This is a genomic window from Paenibacillus sp. FSL H3-0321, assembly GCF_038002865.1.
Lineage (GTDB): Bacteria > Bacillota > Bacilli > Paenibacillales > Paenibacillaceae > Paenibacillus_AQ.
The window spans coordinates 4605487-4621577 of record NZ_JBBODH010000001.1; the positions used below are offsets into that span (position 1 = coordinate 4605487).

A 16091-nucleotide genomic window follows, 5' to 3' on the forward strand; every position below is an offset into this window, starting at 1 on the left:
CTAAGGCAACATATGGAGGAAGTGAGGAACTGCGGATGATTCTGGGATGCCTGATATTTGTGCTTATTGTCGTAGCCAGCAGCGAAAAGGCGGAAGCCATTGCCAAGCTGAATGATCCGGATGACGGCAGCTAGCACAGCGGCAACGGATTCTCACTAAAGAAAATTTGTAATATATTGACGCTCTGTGATTCAAGCAATTTCCAGCGGTTTATTGGGTATAATACCCCAGGAGGCTGTATCAGCCTGCCATCATCGCGGAAAATACAAGCTTTAAGCGGAGGTCATATGGAGAACGAGGCACTGCTGCAGGTTGAGAAATTGGCGCTGAAGAAACAGAAGATTTATCGGCAAAGCATATTGCGTTATATCGCCAGAGCAATGCTGGCTAGTATGTTTATCGGATTCGGCGTAATTGTAGCGTTCAAGACGGGCAACTTCTTCTACATGGAGCAATCACCGATGACCTATCCGATGGCTGCGATTACGTTTGGCGCGGCCATCATCCTGATCTCCTACGGCGGAGGCGATTTGTTCACTGGGGATACATTTTATTACACGTATGCTGCCTTAAGACGCAAGATGCAGTGGACCGAAGTTGTGCGGATGTGGACCGTCAGCTATCTTGGCAATATTCTTGGAGCTGCGGCCTTTGCGCTGCTGATTTTTTTGACCGGACTGTTCTACGATTCCAGCGTCAACGGTTTTCTGCTGAATGTGGTCGCCCATAAGATGGAGGCTCCGGCGTCTGAGCTGTTCTTCAGAGCCATCCTGTGTAACTGGCTGGTCTGTCTGGCGTTTTTTGTTCCGATGTCCATGAAAAGCGACGGGGCTAAAATGTTCGCCATGGTTCTGTTCGTATTCTGCTTCTTTATTTCCGGATATGAACACAGCATAGCCAATATGTGTACCTTTGCGATTGCACTGGTGCTGGATCATCCCGGTACGATTTCTTGGGGTGGTGTGGTGCACAATCTGGTGCCTGTCACCATCGGGAATCTGATTGGCGGCGGTGTATTGATGGGTGTAATGTATTACTATGTAAACAAGCCGTTTCTGGACGAGGAGCAGGACAAGCCTAAGGATACGCATTAACCGAAGACCAACCAACCCGCTTCCCCAGATTAGGGAGGGCGGGCTGGTTTTTTTGGGACGGCGGAGTTTGGAATTAGCCAAATACCGTAGGTTACCGTTTTGCTTAAACGGCAATGGCCTTCAAGTTTGGCGAGATCAACAACTTTGCCCTGGTTGCCTTTTGAACGTCTTCCACCGACAGACCCGGCGCAATTTCCTTCAGCATCAGCCCTGTGCCCGGAATCACATCGATGACAGCCATTTCGGTTACAATGGTTTGCACAACATTTACAGCAGTCAGGGGCAGCTTGCAATGTTCTAATATTTTCGGTTCCCCATCTTTGTTCACATGGTCCATGGCTACAATGACACGCTTGGCCCCGACTACCAAATCCATAGCTCCCCCCATGCCCGGCACTTTTTTTCCTGGAATCATCCAACTTGCAAGGTTGCCGTTCTCATCTACCTCCAAGGCACCCAAGACGGTGATGTCCACATGCCCTCCACGGATGATGGAGAATGAAAGCGCACTGTCAAAATAGCAAGCTCCTGCGATTGTTGTAACATAACTTCCGCCAGAATCAATACAATCGATATTTTCTTGTTCTTTTGTGGCTTTGGGGCCAACACCAAGGATTCCGTTCTCAGCCTGCAGCATAATATGAACATTATCGGGAATATAGTTTACTGCCATGGTAGGCATGCCAACACCCAGGTTGACCACATCGCCGTCTTTGAATTCCTGGGCGATTCTTCTCACAATGAATTCTCGGTTATTCATGCGTATCCCCTACCTTTACAATGGCGTCGATAAATATTCCGGGTACGTTGACATGATTGGGATCAATCTCCCCGAGCTTTACATATTCGTCTGTCTGGGCAACTACATAATCTGCCGCCATAGCCATAACGAAATTGAAGTTGCGTGAGGAGCCGTTGATCACAAGATTGCCCGCTTCATCTGCCTTATGGGCTCTGATTAGCGCCACGTCCGCTTTGAGCGGCAGTTCGAGTAGATATTCCTTTCCGTCAATATCTATTTTCCTTTTGCCTTCCTCTACAATGGTACCTACACCTACAGGTGTTAAAACACCGCCCAAGCCTGCTCCTCCTGCACGTATTTTTTCAGCTAACGTGCCTTGCGGGAAGAGGCTTACCTCAGCTTCTTTGGTCATAAGGAGTCTTCCCGTTTCCGGATTGGAGCCGATATAGGATGCACAAATCCGCTTGACTCTGCCGCTTTTTACAAGCTTATATATAGATAATTCCGTGGTGCCAGTATCATTGGAAATAATGGAGAGATTACCGGCGGAATGGGTCTCGACAAGCGCACGCACCAACTGTTCCGGATGGCCTCCGGCCAGAAAACCGCCGACCATCACCGTGTCTCCGTCTTTGACCTTCTTAACGGCGTCTTCTGCGGAGATTAATTTGTTGTTCATGGTTTCAGACTCCTTGTATATTTTTTTGAAAATATAGAATTTATATGTTTCACGCTATATATTATCCTTCTATTTCTTGCTGAAACACCCCGTCCTTTAAAAGGACGGCGTAGCCGTTTCCACTTGGAAAGCAAAGTTTACTGGAGATAATCATGAATGACTCTTGCGTATGGCAGCGTTAAATCGGCAATAAAATGTTTGCCGCCGATATACGCCTTAACAGGAAAATCTGCCACAGGAGCATGGACGTGGGGGATCAGACTTAGCCGGGCCGGCCCTGACCAGGCGCCCTTTACTGTAATATTCTCGAGATTGTACGCCACTAACTGCGCAATTTTAGGGGTACCATCAACATCGGGAATTAATTTTAGATTCACTTGGGTTTTTGCGATGGCTGTAGCCGTGTCCTTTTCGTCGAGAATGTTATGTTTGAAAGGCATGGTTCCCATGGCCACCAGGACATGGTTATAATGTAATGTACCAGTCAGCGTTTCAGTACCTTCAACACTCAGGCGGGGATTCGCCCATTTTTTGGGGAAACCCCAAATTTCACGTCCTCCAAGAATAGCGGGTGCGTTATCCAAATACATTTGAGCAACAAAATTGCAGGGTTCCCCCTGAAAGGTACACGGGATGACAATACCGCTCTCCTCGTAGCTTCCTAGACCGGATGAATCAGGCATCTTGATCCATTCATAGGAAACGGTGTTGCTTCCATCCGGCTGAAGAGGCTCCGGGACCGCCTGTCTAATCGCAGCGGGATCGGATTCATAGGTAATTATAAAAAATTCCCTGTCGATGAAGCGGTAGGGGGGACGACCATAACTAGCGCTGGCCGCAGGCATGGACTGCAGTGAAAAAATCTCTTGTGGATTCATAACAATCGGATCTCCCTTTCTTGTAGAAGAGTGTTAGATGAGTGCATTCTCAATCAGCATCGCGATTCCCATACCCGTTCCGATACATAACGAGGCTATGCCGTAACGCGCAGAGCTTCGTACCATTTCATGCGCAAGCGTAACCAATATCCTAGCTCCGCTTGCACCGACAGGGTGTCCAATCGCGATTGCGCCGCCATTGACATTCACCTTCTCCGGGTTGACCCCAAGCTCTTTTATTACCGCTAATGCTTGTGCAGCGAAGGCTTCATTAATCTCAAACAGATCGATGGCATCAAGGGAGATTCCCTGATCCTTAAGAAGTGACGAAACGGCTTTCACCGGGCCCATCCCCATATATGCAGGGTCAACGCCGACAAGTGAATAACCCTTGATATAGGCCAACGGTTGTACCGCGTGTTCCTCGCATTTGTCTTCCGACATAACAAGTACAGCCGCCGCTCCATCATTGATCCCCGAGGCATTTCCGGCAGTAACCGATCCGTTTGTCTTAAATGCAGGTTTTAAATTAGAAAGTTTTTCTTTGCTTGCATCTCCTCTTACATGTTCATCCTCCGAGAACCAAATATTCTCTTTTTTAGTTTTGGTCAGAACGGGAACAATCTGCTCTGCAAAAACCTGCTTGTTTTTTGCTTCTATAGCCTTGATCTGGCTTCCATAGGCAAATTCATCCTGCTCAAGTCTTGAAATGTTATATTTCGCGGCAATGTTTTCTGCGGTAATTCCCATATGATATTTATTGATGGGACACGTAAGGCCGTCGGCTACCACGGTGTCTATCAATTCACTGTTGCCCAGCTTGTAGCCATTTCGTGCATTCCTTAGTACATAAGGGGCGTTCGACATGCTCTCCATACCTCCAGCTAAGAGGACGCCGCCTTGTTCTGCCAAAATAGAGTTGTAAGCTAAAGCGACGGCATGAAGCCCTGAACCGCAAACCGTGTTTATTGTTGATGCAGGTACTTCAATGGGGATGCCGGCTTTTAATGCCGCCTGTCTGGCAGGGTTTTGGCCAGTGCCTGCTTGAAGGACATTTCCTAAGTAAATTTGATCAATCAATGCAGGCTCTAGTTGACTTTGCTGAAGGCAGGCTGTCATCACGTTTGCCCCCAATTCCGAGGCGCTTACTGACGAAAGTCCGTTGTTAAAAGAACCAACGGCTGTTCTTAATGGGCTTACCAATGCAACTTTTTTCACAAGTCCTCACATTCCTTTCACTGTGTTTAAGAAACTTACATGCGGGTATATACCACGGTGCATGAGAGTGAGCGTTATAGTTTGATCGCCTTCCTTCGTCCTTATTTGGAATTAATTAACAAATCAATCGTAAGTCTAATGTTCATTTTACTCAATGTTCAAATAAATACATAAATTTACATATTGATATGTATGGGGCCTTGTATACTCATATAATGAAGTCGTTCTATCATTTTCATTGTTTTTCTGGATATTTCTGGTTATTTCAGAAAAAACGAATGAAAAGTGAAAAAGAGTTCAAGTCAAAAACGCCACCGGCCAGTTATTCCGGGCCGGTGGCGTTTTGCATAGATATGTTCGCTGTCTACCATTTGGAGCCGCCAGAGGAATTTCTGCCGGATTTGCCGCCGCCACCGCCCCAGGATGACCCGCCAGTCGAGCGGCCGCCGCCTCCCCAAGAGGAACCGCCGGATGATCTGCCGCCGTCGAAGCCGCCCGAAGAGGAGCCACGCTTGCGTGCCTGCTCCCGGCGCTGCTGTTCCCGCAGGATGGCCAGCTGTGCCAGGCGCTCCTCTTCTTCTTTTTGGCGTACGAGACGGTTCGCTTCCTCCACGAAGGAAGAAATCTGGGACTCGTAAGCATGTGCAACGGCTTCCAGCTCATCCAGGTTATAAGGCCGGATGGACAGCCGCTGCTCCAGTTCACCATACTCAGGGATCAGGGAGAGCTGGAATTGGCTTCTGGAGGCGATTCCCTTGCTCTGAAGCCGCCGCTGGACCGTATCCACACGCTCCTGTCCTTCCGGCAGGAGCCGGGTGACGTTAGCTAAGCGTTGGCCCAGCATATTGAGACTCTCGCCGACATTGTCGAACTTCTGGGCGGTTTCTTCCTGAAGTTTGAGCAGCTGGTCCAGGCTATTGCGGGCATTGTCATATTCCCCCCGCTGGTCACTCGTCCAGGTTTCGATCTGCGGAACCTCTCCCGCACCCTGACGGAGCTGTGTTCCCGCAGTCTCCATTGCCTCCTCAAGATGGGTCAGATGGATCTCCGCAAACCGGCTGCGGGCTTCGGAGATCCGGCTGTTCAGCTCATTGCGCCGCTGAGACAAATCGCTCCAACGGCTGCGGATCGTATCCAGATCCCTCAGGTTATTCTGGCGGATCAGGGCCTGGCGCTCTGTCATGGCAATGGCATCGCCCAGCAGGGTATCCATACGGGCAGCGATTTTGCGCACCTCATCCATGTCTCCGCTGCGCAGCGGAGCTTCAAGTGTTGCCGCGGCTGCGGAGGCCTGATCCAGATTCTCATAAGGTTTGACCTTCATATTGTGGAGGGAGTTCTGTTCGAGCAATGCGGCAATTGTGCTGCGGGCAGCCGCCAGAACTCCAGGAAAGTCATTAAATTTGTCGTCATACGTATCGACATCCTGCAGATCCTGCTCGATCTGCGCCTGCTTCTCCTGCGCCTCCCCGGTCATATCCTGTGCGGCAATTGGGTCGAACAGCTCCAGCTCATCCGCTTTCGCGGTCTCTTCAGCAAGCTCTTTCAGATCATCAGCAATTTCCTGCAGCCCATAGCCGGTCTCCTTGACCGCACTCTGAAGCTGGAGGTTCAATTCAGGCGCTTCCTTCTTCAGTTCGGTAATCTGCTGTTTAACGTTGCGGTCAGCATCACTGATTACGGCAATGTGCTGCTCTTCTTCCTCCAGCGAGGAGCGGAAAGCTGTTTCAGTCTGCTGCAACTGTGAGCTGGCAGTCTTGAGCGCCTTCAGACGGTAGAAGGGAGGCTGCGAGCTTTGGCTGCTCTGCAATGCAGAGATCTCCACCAGCTGTGCAGACAGCCGCTTGGAGATTCCATCGACCATTTCTCCCGTCTTGCCTTGAACAATTCCCTGGAACGGCTGCAGGGATTCCAGCGCCCGGTTCGCCCGGACCAGCAAGTCGGCCAGCTGCTCCTGCTGGCTGCAGAGCTGCCCCCGTCTGCGCAGGCCGGTGAACAGCACATACAGCACTAATGCCAGCAGCGCTATCCCAATGACAATGCCGGCCATCTTCAGCAGCCCAAGGCCTGGGCTGCTGCCGCTGCTGCTGCCGCCAGTGCCGCTGCTGCTGCCAGTGCCGCCGAAGGAGTGCAGCTTCTGAATCATGGAACGGATTCCCCCGGCAAAATCCCCTTCCCGGGCATAAGGATTAAAATACGTGTCCAGCAGCCCCGTGATGGCTGCGGTATCCAAGGCTCCGCCTTGAGCTTGAGACCAGGAGTTGATATAGCCCTGTAGGCCCGGATTCTTGAAGTTCAGTTCAACTCTCTGGTCTCCGGCAGAGATCAGAAGGAGAACATCCTGCGGCGTCAGGCCCCAGGAATCATAGACGTCAGTGGCATAGGCGCCAGGCTCGGCGCCATCCAAAGAATCGACAGTCAGCACCCGGATGGTATAGCGGTCTCCCTCAGCAATTGCGGCAACAGTTGCCGCCTCCTGCGTCGAGAGCAGGCCGGCTTCATCGGTAACCAGTCCCTGCTGAGCGGGAATCGCTGCCGCATAGATACTTGGCATCCATAGCAGGCTGATGATCAGGAACAAGGAAATATATTTTTTCAAACTGGCACGCTCCGATCTATAGGACTATTGTTCAGTATATTATGCTGATTATTATACTATATCATTAAACATCCTAAGCTTTGCAGATGCACTTTTAAGCAATTAATGGCCCTTTTGCAGCTTGTATCAAATGTTTTTTTCAAAAATGGCAACAAAAAAAGCCGCACCCCCGTAATCCGGGAATGCGGCATTCTGCACGATCATTATCTGATTTGCAGGCAGAGAATATATTGTAATCTGGATTTAATTTCTTTTTGCCATTTCAAATCTCCAACTTTAACAGCAAGATTGAGCAGATCCAAATAGTCGTCAACCTGCAGAGCGGTCCGGGTATTGGCTGAGTTCATGGGTGTTCAGTCTCCTTTTAACTCCATATAGTGAATTGAATGTATTCGTTTATTTAATAATGATAATCATTATCAACCGTTATTGCTATTATCCACATTTTAAGCTAAAAAAGCAATATAAATAAATTAAAAAGATGAACTGTTTTTTGTAATGGACAGTTCAGCACTTTGCTCAAGCGGGGCAGTAAACTGGTATATTTGCACAATTTATCACAATAGGTCGGGTAACTTGCAGGAACCATACCATTTTTTGTCGAATACAGCTTCTTATAAATGCTCTTAGCCCGATTTTTATTGGAAAAAGGAGAATTGCGATGAAGCGGTGTAAACTCATCCTTCTAATTAGCATTGTGCTCATGATTGCACCCCCTGCTGCCGCTCACGCTGAAAGACAAGAGATAAGATATCAGACAGAGCTGGGTTACCCGCCTTATAAATACATACAAAACGGATATCTGACCGGCTTTGATATTGACCTGACAAGCATGATTTTTGAGAAGCAGGATTATCTGATTCAGTACAGCACCGGCGAATGGGAGGAAACGTATAAACGGCTAATTGACGGAGAGATTGATACCACCGGACTTATGGCCGTTACGGAGGAGAGAAAGAAGCAGGCATTGTTCTCTAAGCCTGTGTTCAAAAGCTATATCTCCGTCTATTCGCGTCAGGCGCTGAAAGAAGAAGTGAAACTAAGCACCTTGGAGAACTATAAGGTAGGAGTGGGCAAGGGTCAGTACTCTGAGATGGTGCTGCACGGCAAAGCAGGAGTCTCACATTACATAGAATATGCAACAGTACCTGAAGCGCTGGAGGCTCTGCAGAAAGGCGAGATTGATCTCTTGTTCGAGAACCAGGGTGTTGTCGATTATTTGATTGTTGAGCGTGGATTAACCGGTGACATTATTCGCAAAATGAGTAATTTATACCCTGAGGATATCGCTTATGGTATCAGCAAATCAGCACCGGAGCTGGTCTCCTACGTTAATGCACGGCTGGAACGGCTGCAGCGGTCCGGTGCTTTTGAGGAGCTGTACCAGCAGTATTTTTTCGCTCATTCGGATGATTACCAATCCCTAACTAAGGGGAGGATCATTTCAGGAATGATCATCGGCTTCTGTGTGCTGCTTTTTGGTATTGTTCTAATAAGGGTTTACATCAGGCGTTTACGACGGACTATCCACTCCGAGCAGGAATTTTTTGAGGATGTTATTGAGCATACCGGGATGATTGTCTGGGCGGTGCAGGGTGATAAGAGGATCGTGCGTTTCAATCAGTATGCGGAAAAGATGACGGGGCTGAAGGAGCAGGACATGCTCGGAAAAAGCCTCGATGATATTTCTGATCTGGAAGGCAGTGCAGCCTTGCTCAGGGATCTCCTTATCAAAGCGGTGTACAAGGACTACGCAGGCAACGTTGAACTGCGGCTTCCCGACCATGTGCCGGATGCCCGCTATTTCTCCATCCGGACTACTCTGATTAAGGGGATGGATGAGCAGGCTGAAGACATCTTCGTACTGGTTGGACTGGATATTGATGAGCGTAAGGAGAGTGAGCTTAAGCTTCAGCTCAGCTACGAGGAGCTGGAGTCCACCTATGAGGAGCTGGCGGCGGCAGAGGTGGAGCTGCAGGAACAGCTCAACAAGCTGGGGGTCAGTGAACGCCGGTTCCGCCTGGCCTCAGAAAGCTCCGGTGCTTATATGTGGGAGCTGGATTGGGAGACAGGGGTCTATAAGCTTTCTGACCGCTGGTATGAAGTGATGGGCTACAATGAAGAAGAAATCAACTCGTTCGACGGCGGGGTGCTCAGTATCATTCATCCCGATGATCAGGAGACTGCGCGGAAGGCGAGAGAAGAGCATCTGTCCGGGTTGACCCCGATATATGAGACTGAATACCGCATGCGAACCAAAGATGACAACTATATATGGTTTGAGGTGCGCGGCAAGTCGATTGTCGATCCAAAGGACAGGATTGTGCTGTTCCTGGGTTCCCTGATTGACATCAGCAAACGCAAGCAAGCTGAGTTCAAGCTGAATAACAGCTATCAGGAGCTGGAGGCGACGTATGAGCAGCTTACGGCAACACAGCAGGAACTGGTAGGACAATATGATATGCTGGTCGAAAATCAGAAGAATATGCACCGTTTGGCTCATGTGGACTCACTCAGTAATCTGCCCAACCGCCTCAGCCTGCTGGAGACGATGGAGAATTACTTCCAACGGCCTGGCGGCAAAGCGGCACTCTTGTTTGTGGATACCGACAATTTCAAATACATCAATGACACGCTGGGTCATAAATCGGGTGATATTCTTATCCGCAAAGCCAGTGAACGGCTGCAGTCGCTTGTGGATGAAAGAGCCATGCTCTCCAGACTCGGCGGAGATGAATTTGTAATTTTCCTAAAGGATACGGATGACCGTGAAGCCGTGCTGAATTTGGCGGAGGACATCATGCGGTCATTCCGCAGGTCTTTCCTTATCGGGGAAAGCAATCTGTATGTCTCTGCCAGCATCGGGATCTCCTTCTATCCGGAAGACGGGGAGACCACAGAGGAGATTCTGAAGAATGCCGATGTGGCGATGTACCGGGCCAAAGAAGAGGGCAAAAGCACGTATGTAGTCTATGATAAGTCCATGCATACCCCGTTTAATGAACGGATGAACATTGAGAAGCATCTGCGAAGTGCGATGAACAACAATGAATTTGAGCTGCATTATCAGCCGCAGGTGGAGATCGGGACCGGGATGATTTCCGGCTTTGAGGCCTTAATTCGTTGGAACAGTCCTGTGCTTGGTTTTGTATCACCGCTGTCATTTATCAAGATTGCCGAGGATTCGAGGCTGATTATATATATCGGTGAATGGGTTCTTAGGGAAGCCAGCAGGTTCATGAAAAGCGTACATGACCGCACCGGAATTCCATATAAAATATCCGTCAACATTTCGATCATTCAGCTGCTGCAGGATGATTTCGTGGAAATGGTGCTGGACAGCCTGGCGGAAAGCGGACTTGAGCCCAACTGCCTGGAACTCGAAATCACGGAATCCATTTTTATGGAATCCTTCGAAAGCACTGTCAGCAAGCTGGGATTCCTTAAGTCGCGCGGGATCCGCATCGCCCTGGATGATTTCGGAACAGGGTACTCTTCTTTGAGTTATTTGCAGCAGCTGCCGATTTCCACACTGAAGATGGATAAAATCTTTATAGATTCTCTGGAGGATAAGGCCTACAGCCAATCCTTTGTTCAGACAATCATCATTCTCGGCCACAAAATGGGTCTTGATGTGGTGGCTGAGGGAGTAGAGGATGCCAGACAGCTGGAATTTCTTAAGCAATTCGACTGCGATAAGATACAGGGTTATTTAATCAGCAGGCCGGTTCCGGAGCGCGGAGTATGGGAATTGCTTGAGCCTCATTATTGAAATAGAACTAGAGATGACTGCACAGCAAAGCGAGCCCGGGACAATATAGTCCGCGGGCTCGCTTATATTTTCATGCAGGAATAGTCTGGGGAGAGTCTCTTCAAATGTTTACTGGCCGGCTTAGAAAATGATAATTTTGTTCTTGACAGTCTTCTTCGCTTCGTACAGGGCATCATCCGCCTGCTGAAAGGTGGAGCTCTTGGAATCCTCCCCTCGATAGTCATGCATCCCGATACTCACCGTTATGGATTTACCGTCCATTTCGCTGACCGGCATGCCTGCAATCCCCTTTAAGATCCGCCCTATAATCTCGCTTGATTCCTCCAGCTTCTTGGCGGTCAGAATAATGACGAATTCCTCTCCGCCGTAACGTGCGGCAAAGTCATCTGAGCCAATATGCTTCAGTACCATTCCTGCAACCTGCTTAAGGACGATATCTCCAACCCAATGCCCATATTGGTCATTTACCTTTTTGAAATTATCAATATCCATCACCGCTAGCTGCATCGGGAAGGGGTTGCTCTGCTGATGCTCAATCAGCCAGCCTAAATACTCATGGAAGGTTTTGTGATTGTACAAATCCGTCAGGGGGTCGATCTTGGACAGCCGGTCCATAATGATATTCTGAATGCGCAGATCCTGCTCGGATTTCACAGAGTTCTCCAGTGATTGTATGAGCTCGCGGCCTCTGACGATCACCCCGAATCCGGCCAGGGATGTTCCGGCGAAGATGAGAGCGATAATAATATGCTCGATCCGCAGCGTATAGTCATAGGGCGATGTATTAAGAAACAGCATAACGGCGTACAGCAGACAGACGGCTGAGGAAACCTTCATATAGTTTTGTTTCAGATAAATCATAGAGACAAGCAAAGGGAGGAGCATGATCAGGGGTTTAACATGATATTCCGGGCTAAGATTTGAAATCATCAAAATTGCGTAAATATGGCTGGCGAAAATTATTGAAAACTCCGAAAATAAGGGCCTCCACTTGTGGACAGCTTCCAGAACGAAAATTAGAGCAAATATAAGGGAATCCGGGATCAGCATATGGGGAATAAAATATTGCCCGCTCGTAAATTGTGGAAGATGGCCCCACATAGACAGGGAGGCAAATAGCTGACTTGCCAAATGTACAATCAGCACCATCCAAAAAGTATTGAGGAGTACCCGATTCCAATAGATTTGGCGAGGAGTTAGCGGTGGGATGTGCATGAGCGGTTCCTCTTTTCCAGTGACAATATAACTATATATTCGACAAACACCTCAGGTTTCCTTCCACTGATATTCATCTAATAATGTTCGTATTTAAGTGAATTAGCATAAGGGGTTATAGCTAAAAATCCTCTCATTAAGATCTAAAGACGAATTATTGTCTGGTTTTGCCCTTGACACATTCGTGAATAATCTGTAGAATTTCTATTGGCTCATATAATAAAGTTAAGCTGTTCGTATATCCTCAAAGATAAGGTTTGGGGGTTTCTACAGGGGACCGTAAATTCCTGGCTACGAATAGGGTGCATTTTGCATACCTATGAAGTATCCGGGATTTTTGTGTTGTGGTTAATAAACTATCTATTTTCGCAGAAACGGACAATGGCCTGCATGAGTACGGCGATGCCGTTTCTCCCTAGGAGGAACAGAGAAACAGATGAGTAAATATGATGTGATTGTCGTTGGTGCGGGTCCGGCCGGAATATTCGCCTGCTATGAATTGACACGAAAGGCGCCTGATTTGAAGGTGCTGCTTGTGGACAAGGGTCATGATATTTACCGCCGCAATTGCCCGATCCTTGAGGAGAAGATCAAGCTCTGTCCGCCCGCTTCGGGGCGCAAGGAATTCGCCGGCTGTCTGCCTGCCTGTTCAATTACTGCCGGTTTCGGGGGAGCAGGGGCCTACAGTGACGGTAAATTTAACATCACGACGGAGTTCGGCGGCTGGATGACCGATTATTTGGCACCCTCTAAAGTGCTGGAGCTGATCGAATATGTAGACAGCATTAACCTGGAGCATGGCGCAACACCGGTCATTACCGATCCGACAACCGAGAGCATCCGCAATATTGAGCAACGGGGATATGCTGCCGGACTGAAGCTGCTGCGGGCGCAGGTGCGCCATCTGGGGACGGAACAAAACCTGGAAATTCTTAAATCCATATATGAATATTTGAAAACACGTATTGAAATGCTGTTCAAGACAGAGGTTCAGGATATAGTTACTGTAAAAGACAATGGAACGCACCGCATTACAGGCATTACGCTGAAAAACGGGGAAAGCCATGAGGCGGATAAGGTTATGATTGCCCCGGGCCGTGATGGATCGGCCTGGCTGACCGAGGTGCTGAAAAAACGCCGGCTGAAAATGTACAATAATCAGGTCGATGTAGGTGTAAGAGTCGAAACTTCGGATGTGGTAATGCGGGAGATCAATGAACATCTTTATGAGGGTAAATTCATTTTCAATACATCTGTAGGCACCCGTGTCCGCACCTTCTGCAGCAATCCTTCAGGACATGTTGTTGTGGAAAATCACAGCGGTGTGATGGCGGCTAACGGACATTCCTATAAGGACCCTGCACTGGGTTCGAAGAACACCAACTTTGCCCTGCTGGTCTCGCATACGTTCACGGAGCCCTTCGACAAGCCCAATGAATATGCCCGGGAAATCTGCAAGCGGGCGAACGATTTGTCCAGCGGCGGCGTGATTGTACAGAAATACGGTGATATTCTCCGTGGCCGGCGTTCAACGGAAACGCGGATCAAGGAAGGATTCCTGGAGCCGACGCTGAAGGAAGCAGTACCTGGTGATCTGGGACTGGTACTGCCGTACAACACCATGAAGAGCCTGATTGAAATGGTGGAAGCCCTGGAAAAAGTAACCCCGGGTATCGCCTCCGAACATACGCTGTTCTATGGAGTAGAGGCGAAATTTTATTCGGCCCGTCCGAAGCTTACGGAGAATCTGGAGACGGAAATTTCCGGACTGTATTGCGGCGGAGATGGTGCGGGCATCACCCGCGGTCTGGCTCAAGCCGGAGCCGCCGGGGTATGGATTGCCCGGGGGATGCTGGAACAAACCGGCGCATAAAGACAATAAAATAGGTGAAGAAGGGCGGACTCACTGCAGGAATTTCTGCGTTGAGCCTGCCCTTCTTCTATTTAGATCTCATTTGAACTCCCGCTCATATGGTATACAATAATTATCATAATTGTAAATTCGAGAGGGTGATGCAGCAATGGATTCAAAGCAGGACAAAAGCAGGGGACTTCAGGTGATAGTGTATTTGTTCTTTATTGTGTATGCATTATTTACTGTTCAGGTAATTTTGTTCAAAACTATTCCTATAACAAGCATATTTGAGGCGGACACGGCCTTAAGAAGTGTGAACTTGATCCCATTCCACACGATTTACGGATTTTTCACAGATGAATCCATCGGCAGCGATAGAATGGTGACCAATGTGTTGGGCAACATCGGGATCTTTATCCCCTTAGGCCTTGCCGCAGCTTATATAGGAAAGAGCAGGACCTGGGGATTCAAGGTTGCTTTTGTTTTCTCGGTTAGTATGGCTTTTGAAATCATTCAATATATCTTTGCGCTTGGAAGCAGTGATATAGATGATATTCTGTTGAACTGTGCCGGAGGTGTGATTGGCATAGCCTTGTATAAAGCTCTCTTGAAGATCACTCCTTCCGGAAACCAGCTCCTTGCGGCGATCATTGGATTCTTTTTACTGGCAGGCATTGGCGGAGGTGTTGTGACGGGGGTGGTGGATCGCAGCTTGCTGCCTTTTGCTGATCAGGAGATGGAATACATAGATGAGAACAAGCAGATCATGACAGGCGTAGATGAGAGTACGGCGGATCTGTTCGGCGATTTGACCGCTGCCCAGACTGACGCAATAACCCTATATAACAATCCTAAGTATAGTATGCTGAAGAAAACAGCGGAAACAACAGAACCCGGGCAAGAGAATAGTACCATTCCAGTAGGTGCCTCAACCAAAATCATTATCAGGCATTTGGCGTCTGATCAAAATAAGATTATCAGCACCTACGAAGAAGGTACGATTTCCAGCCTGGTCTCCATAGTGGAGTCATCTCCAGCCGCCCCTACAGTCAGAGTCTGGTTGGACGGAGACAGCAAACAAGCGGCAAGGATGCTGCTCGTAAATGTTCTGAAGTGAAGTGATATTACCAAGTGTTCCTATCTTCTTGGGCAAGCTGGCCGACAGCTGTAATTTGCACCCGAGGCCATAACAACCTCCAATTCTTGCTGGCGATCCGTTTCTCATAGATAGAGTGCAGCTGGCGGTTGGTTATAAAACTCGGAGTGGGTCTGAGCTCCATTTGGATTACATCCCGGATGCCATGAGGGGCGGCCAGCCTTAAATTACCGTGTTCATCCAGCGAAAGCCCAAGAGCGGTTGCCGTCTCTGGAAATTTGGACATGCCGTCGACAGAAGAGGTATAGGGCGGAATATCGTTAACCACATGCATTCTTGCCTGGTTTTTGACTGACCAGGGGATGGACGGATCGGCGGCCCGCAGCTTCGCTTCCCAGGCTTTTTCGGTCTCTTCGCGGATGTCGCTGCTATCATAATAAATAACATCAATATCTGCCAGCGGTGTTCTTTCCGTAAATCCATGCTGGACATCCCAGACTTTAGAGCGGACAAATCCGGCGCAGACCCAGGAATCGGGCAGCTTCAGCGCTCGGGCGGCAGATAGAATATTCATCATCCACGGGTCTTCTCTCACGGCCCGCAGGAGATCTTCCTCGGTATGGATCAGCAACATAGGTCCTCCTTTAAATAGTTGCACTAGAGCGTGTCTTCAAACCGCTTCCCCGCCAAAATCTGCTGCTGTATGCCCTAAGGAATCATGGGTACAGTACCATTTTCTGATCACACGCGGAGAAAGGCGTTGACGAACGGACCGAGTTGCACTTAATTGGGGCTTTTAGCCTGTTACAGGAGGACAACGGACTCCAGCGCAGTTATTTCTCCCTGCTGGCCGTTTTTAGATAGAATGCAGAGCAGATAAGGTCGCCTGGGTCCGCAAAAGAGAATAAACAGGTGTTTTACTCTCCATAGCGCCTCCTGAGTC

The 16091-nt window shown here is 48.8% G+C and carries 12 protein-coding genes and 1 riboswitch; of the genes, 4 read left to right on the forward strand and 8 right to left on the reverse strand.

The genetic code is table 11. The features are described from left to right. Positions 1-287 precede the first annotated feature (287 nt). Entirely contained in the window at positions 288-1094 is an 807-nt protein-coding gene (locus tag MHI45_RS20530; protein WP_340895283.1) for a formate/nitrite transporter family protein, read from the forward strand. 103 nt (positions 1095-1197) lie between these two features. Here the strand turns inward: MHI45_RS20530 and MHI45_RS20535 are convergent, their stop codons facing one another. The 6 genes from MHI45_RS20535 to MHI45_RS20560 form a co-directional block, all read right to left on the reverse strand. Continuing rightward, on the reverse strand, positions 1198-1854 hold the full coding sequence (locus tag MHI45_RS20535; RefSeq protein ID WP_340895281.1) for a 3-oxoacid CoA-transferase subunit B: 657 nt from the start codon (positions 1852-1854) through the stop codon (positions 1198-1200). Further along, a complete protein-coding gene (locus MHI45_RS20540; protein WP_340895280.1) occupies positions 1847-2515 on the reverse strand; it encodes a CoA transferase subunit A in 669 nt (222 codons plus the stop codon). Before MHI45_RS20540 ends, MHI45_RS20535 begins: the two co-directional genes overlap by 8 nt. A 137-nt stretch (positions 2516-2652) precedes the next feature. Then, positions 2653-3393 (reverse strand): acetoacetate decarboxylase, encoded by a 741-nt coding sequence (locus tag MHI45_RS20545; protein ID WP_340895278.1) that lies wholly within the window; start codon positions 3391-3393, stop codon positions 2653-2655. Between the two features lie 33 nt (positions 3394-3426). Next, positions 3427-4611 (reverse strand): acetyl-CoA C-acetyltransferase, encoded by a 1185-nt coding sequence (locus tag MHI45_RS20550; protein WP_340895275.1) that lies wholly within the window; start codon positions 4609-4611, stop codon positions 3427-3429. 364 nt (positions 4612-4975) lie between these two features. Then, on the reverse strand, positions 4976-7210 hold the full coding sequence (locus MHI45_RS20555; RefSeq protein WP_341119347.1) for a TPM domain-containing protein: 2235 nt from the start codon (positions 7208-7210) through the stop codon (positions 4976-4978). Between the two features lie 203 nt (positions 7211-7413). Continuing rightward, positions 7414-7557, reverse strand: coding sequence for a hypothetical protein (locus MHI45_RS20560; protein WP_179091777.1), 144 nt, complete (start codon positions 7555-7557; stop codon positions 7414-7416). 314 nt (positions 7558-7871) lie between these two features. On the opposite strand from MHI45_RS20560, the gene MHI45_RS20565 reads away from it, so the two are divergent. Further along, the gene (locus tag MHI45_RS20565) at positions 7872-10982 is read left to right on the forward strand and encodes an EAL domain-containing protein (protein WP_076111606.1); all 3111 of its coding nucleotides are present in this window, start codon (positions 7872-7874) and stop codon (positions 10980-10982) included. A gap of 120 nt (positions 10983-11102) precedes the next feature. Here MHI45_RS20565 and MHI45_RS20570 read toward each other — a convergent pair whose 3' ends face one another. Beyond that, the gene (locus MHI45_RS20570; RefSeq protein WP_179091778.1) at positions 11103-11819 is read right to left on the reverse strand and encodes a GGDEF domain-containing protein; all 717 of its coding nucleotides are present in this window, start codon (positions 11817-11819) and stop codon (positions 11103-11105) included. A gap of 592 nt (positions 11820-12411) precedes the next feature. After that, a riboswitch (purine riboswitch) is annotated at positions 12412-12511 on the forward strand. Positions 12512-12633: 122 nt separating this feature from the next. Here MHI45_RS20570 and MHI45_RS20575 point away from each other — a divergent pair. Both MHI45_RS20575 and MHI45_RS20580 read left to right on the forward strand, forming a co-directional pair. After that, positions 12634-14070, forward strand: a complete 1437-nt coding sequence (locus MHI45_RS20575) for an NAD(P)/FAD-dependent oxidoreductase (RefSeq protein ID WP_076111610.1) — start codon at positions 12634-12636, stop codon at positions 14068-14070. A 148-nt stretch (positions 14071-14218) separates the two neighbouring features. Beyond that, positions 14219-15169, forward strand: coding sequence for a VanZ family protein (locus MHI45_RS20580; protein WP_076111612.1), 951 nt, complete (start codon positions 14219-14221; stop codon positions 15167-15169). 7 nt (positions 15170-15176) lie between these two features. Here MHI45_RS20580 and MHI45_RS20585 read toward each other — a convergent pair whose 3' ends face one another. Next, positions 15177-15779: a nucleotidyltransferase family protein gene (locus tag MHI45_RS20585; protein WP_179091779.1), complete on the reverse strand. Its 603-nt coding sequence runs from the start codon at positions 15777-15779 to the stop codon at positions 15177-15179. Positions 15780-16091 lie beyond the last annotated feature (312 nt).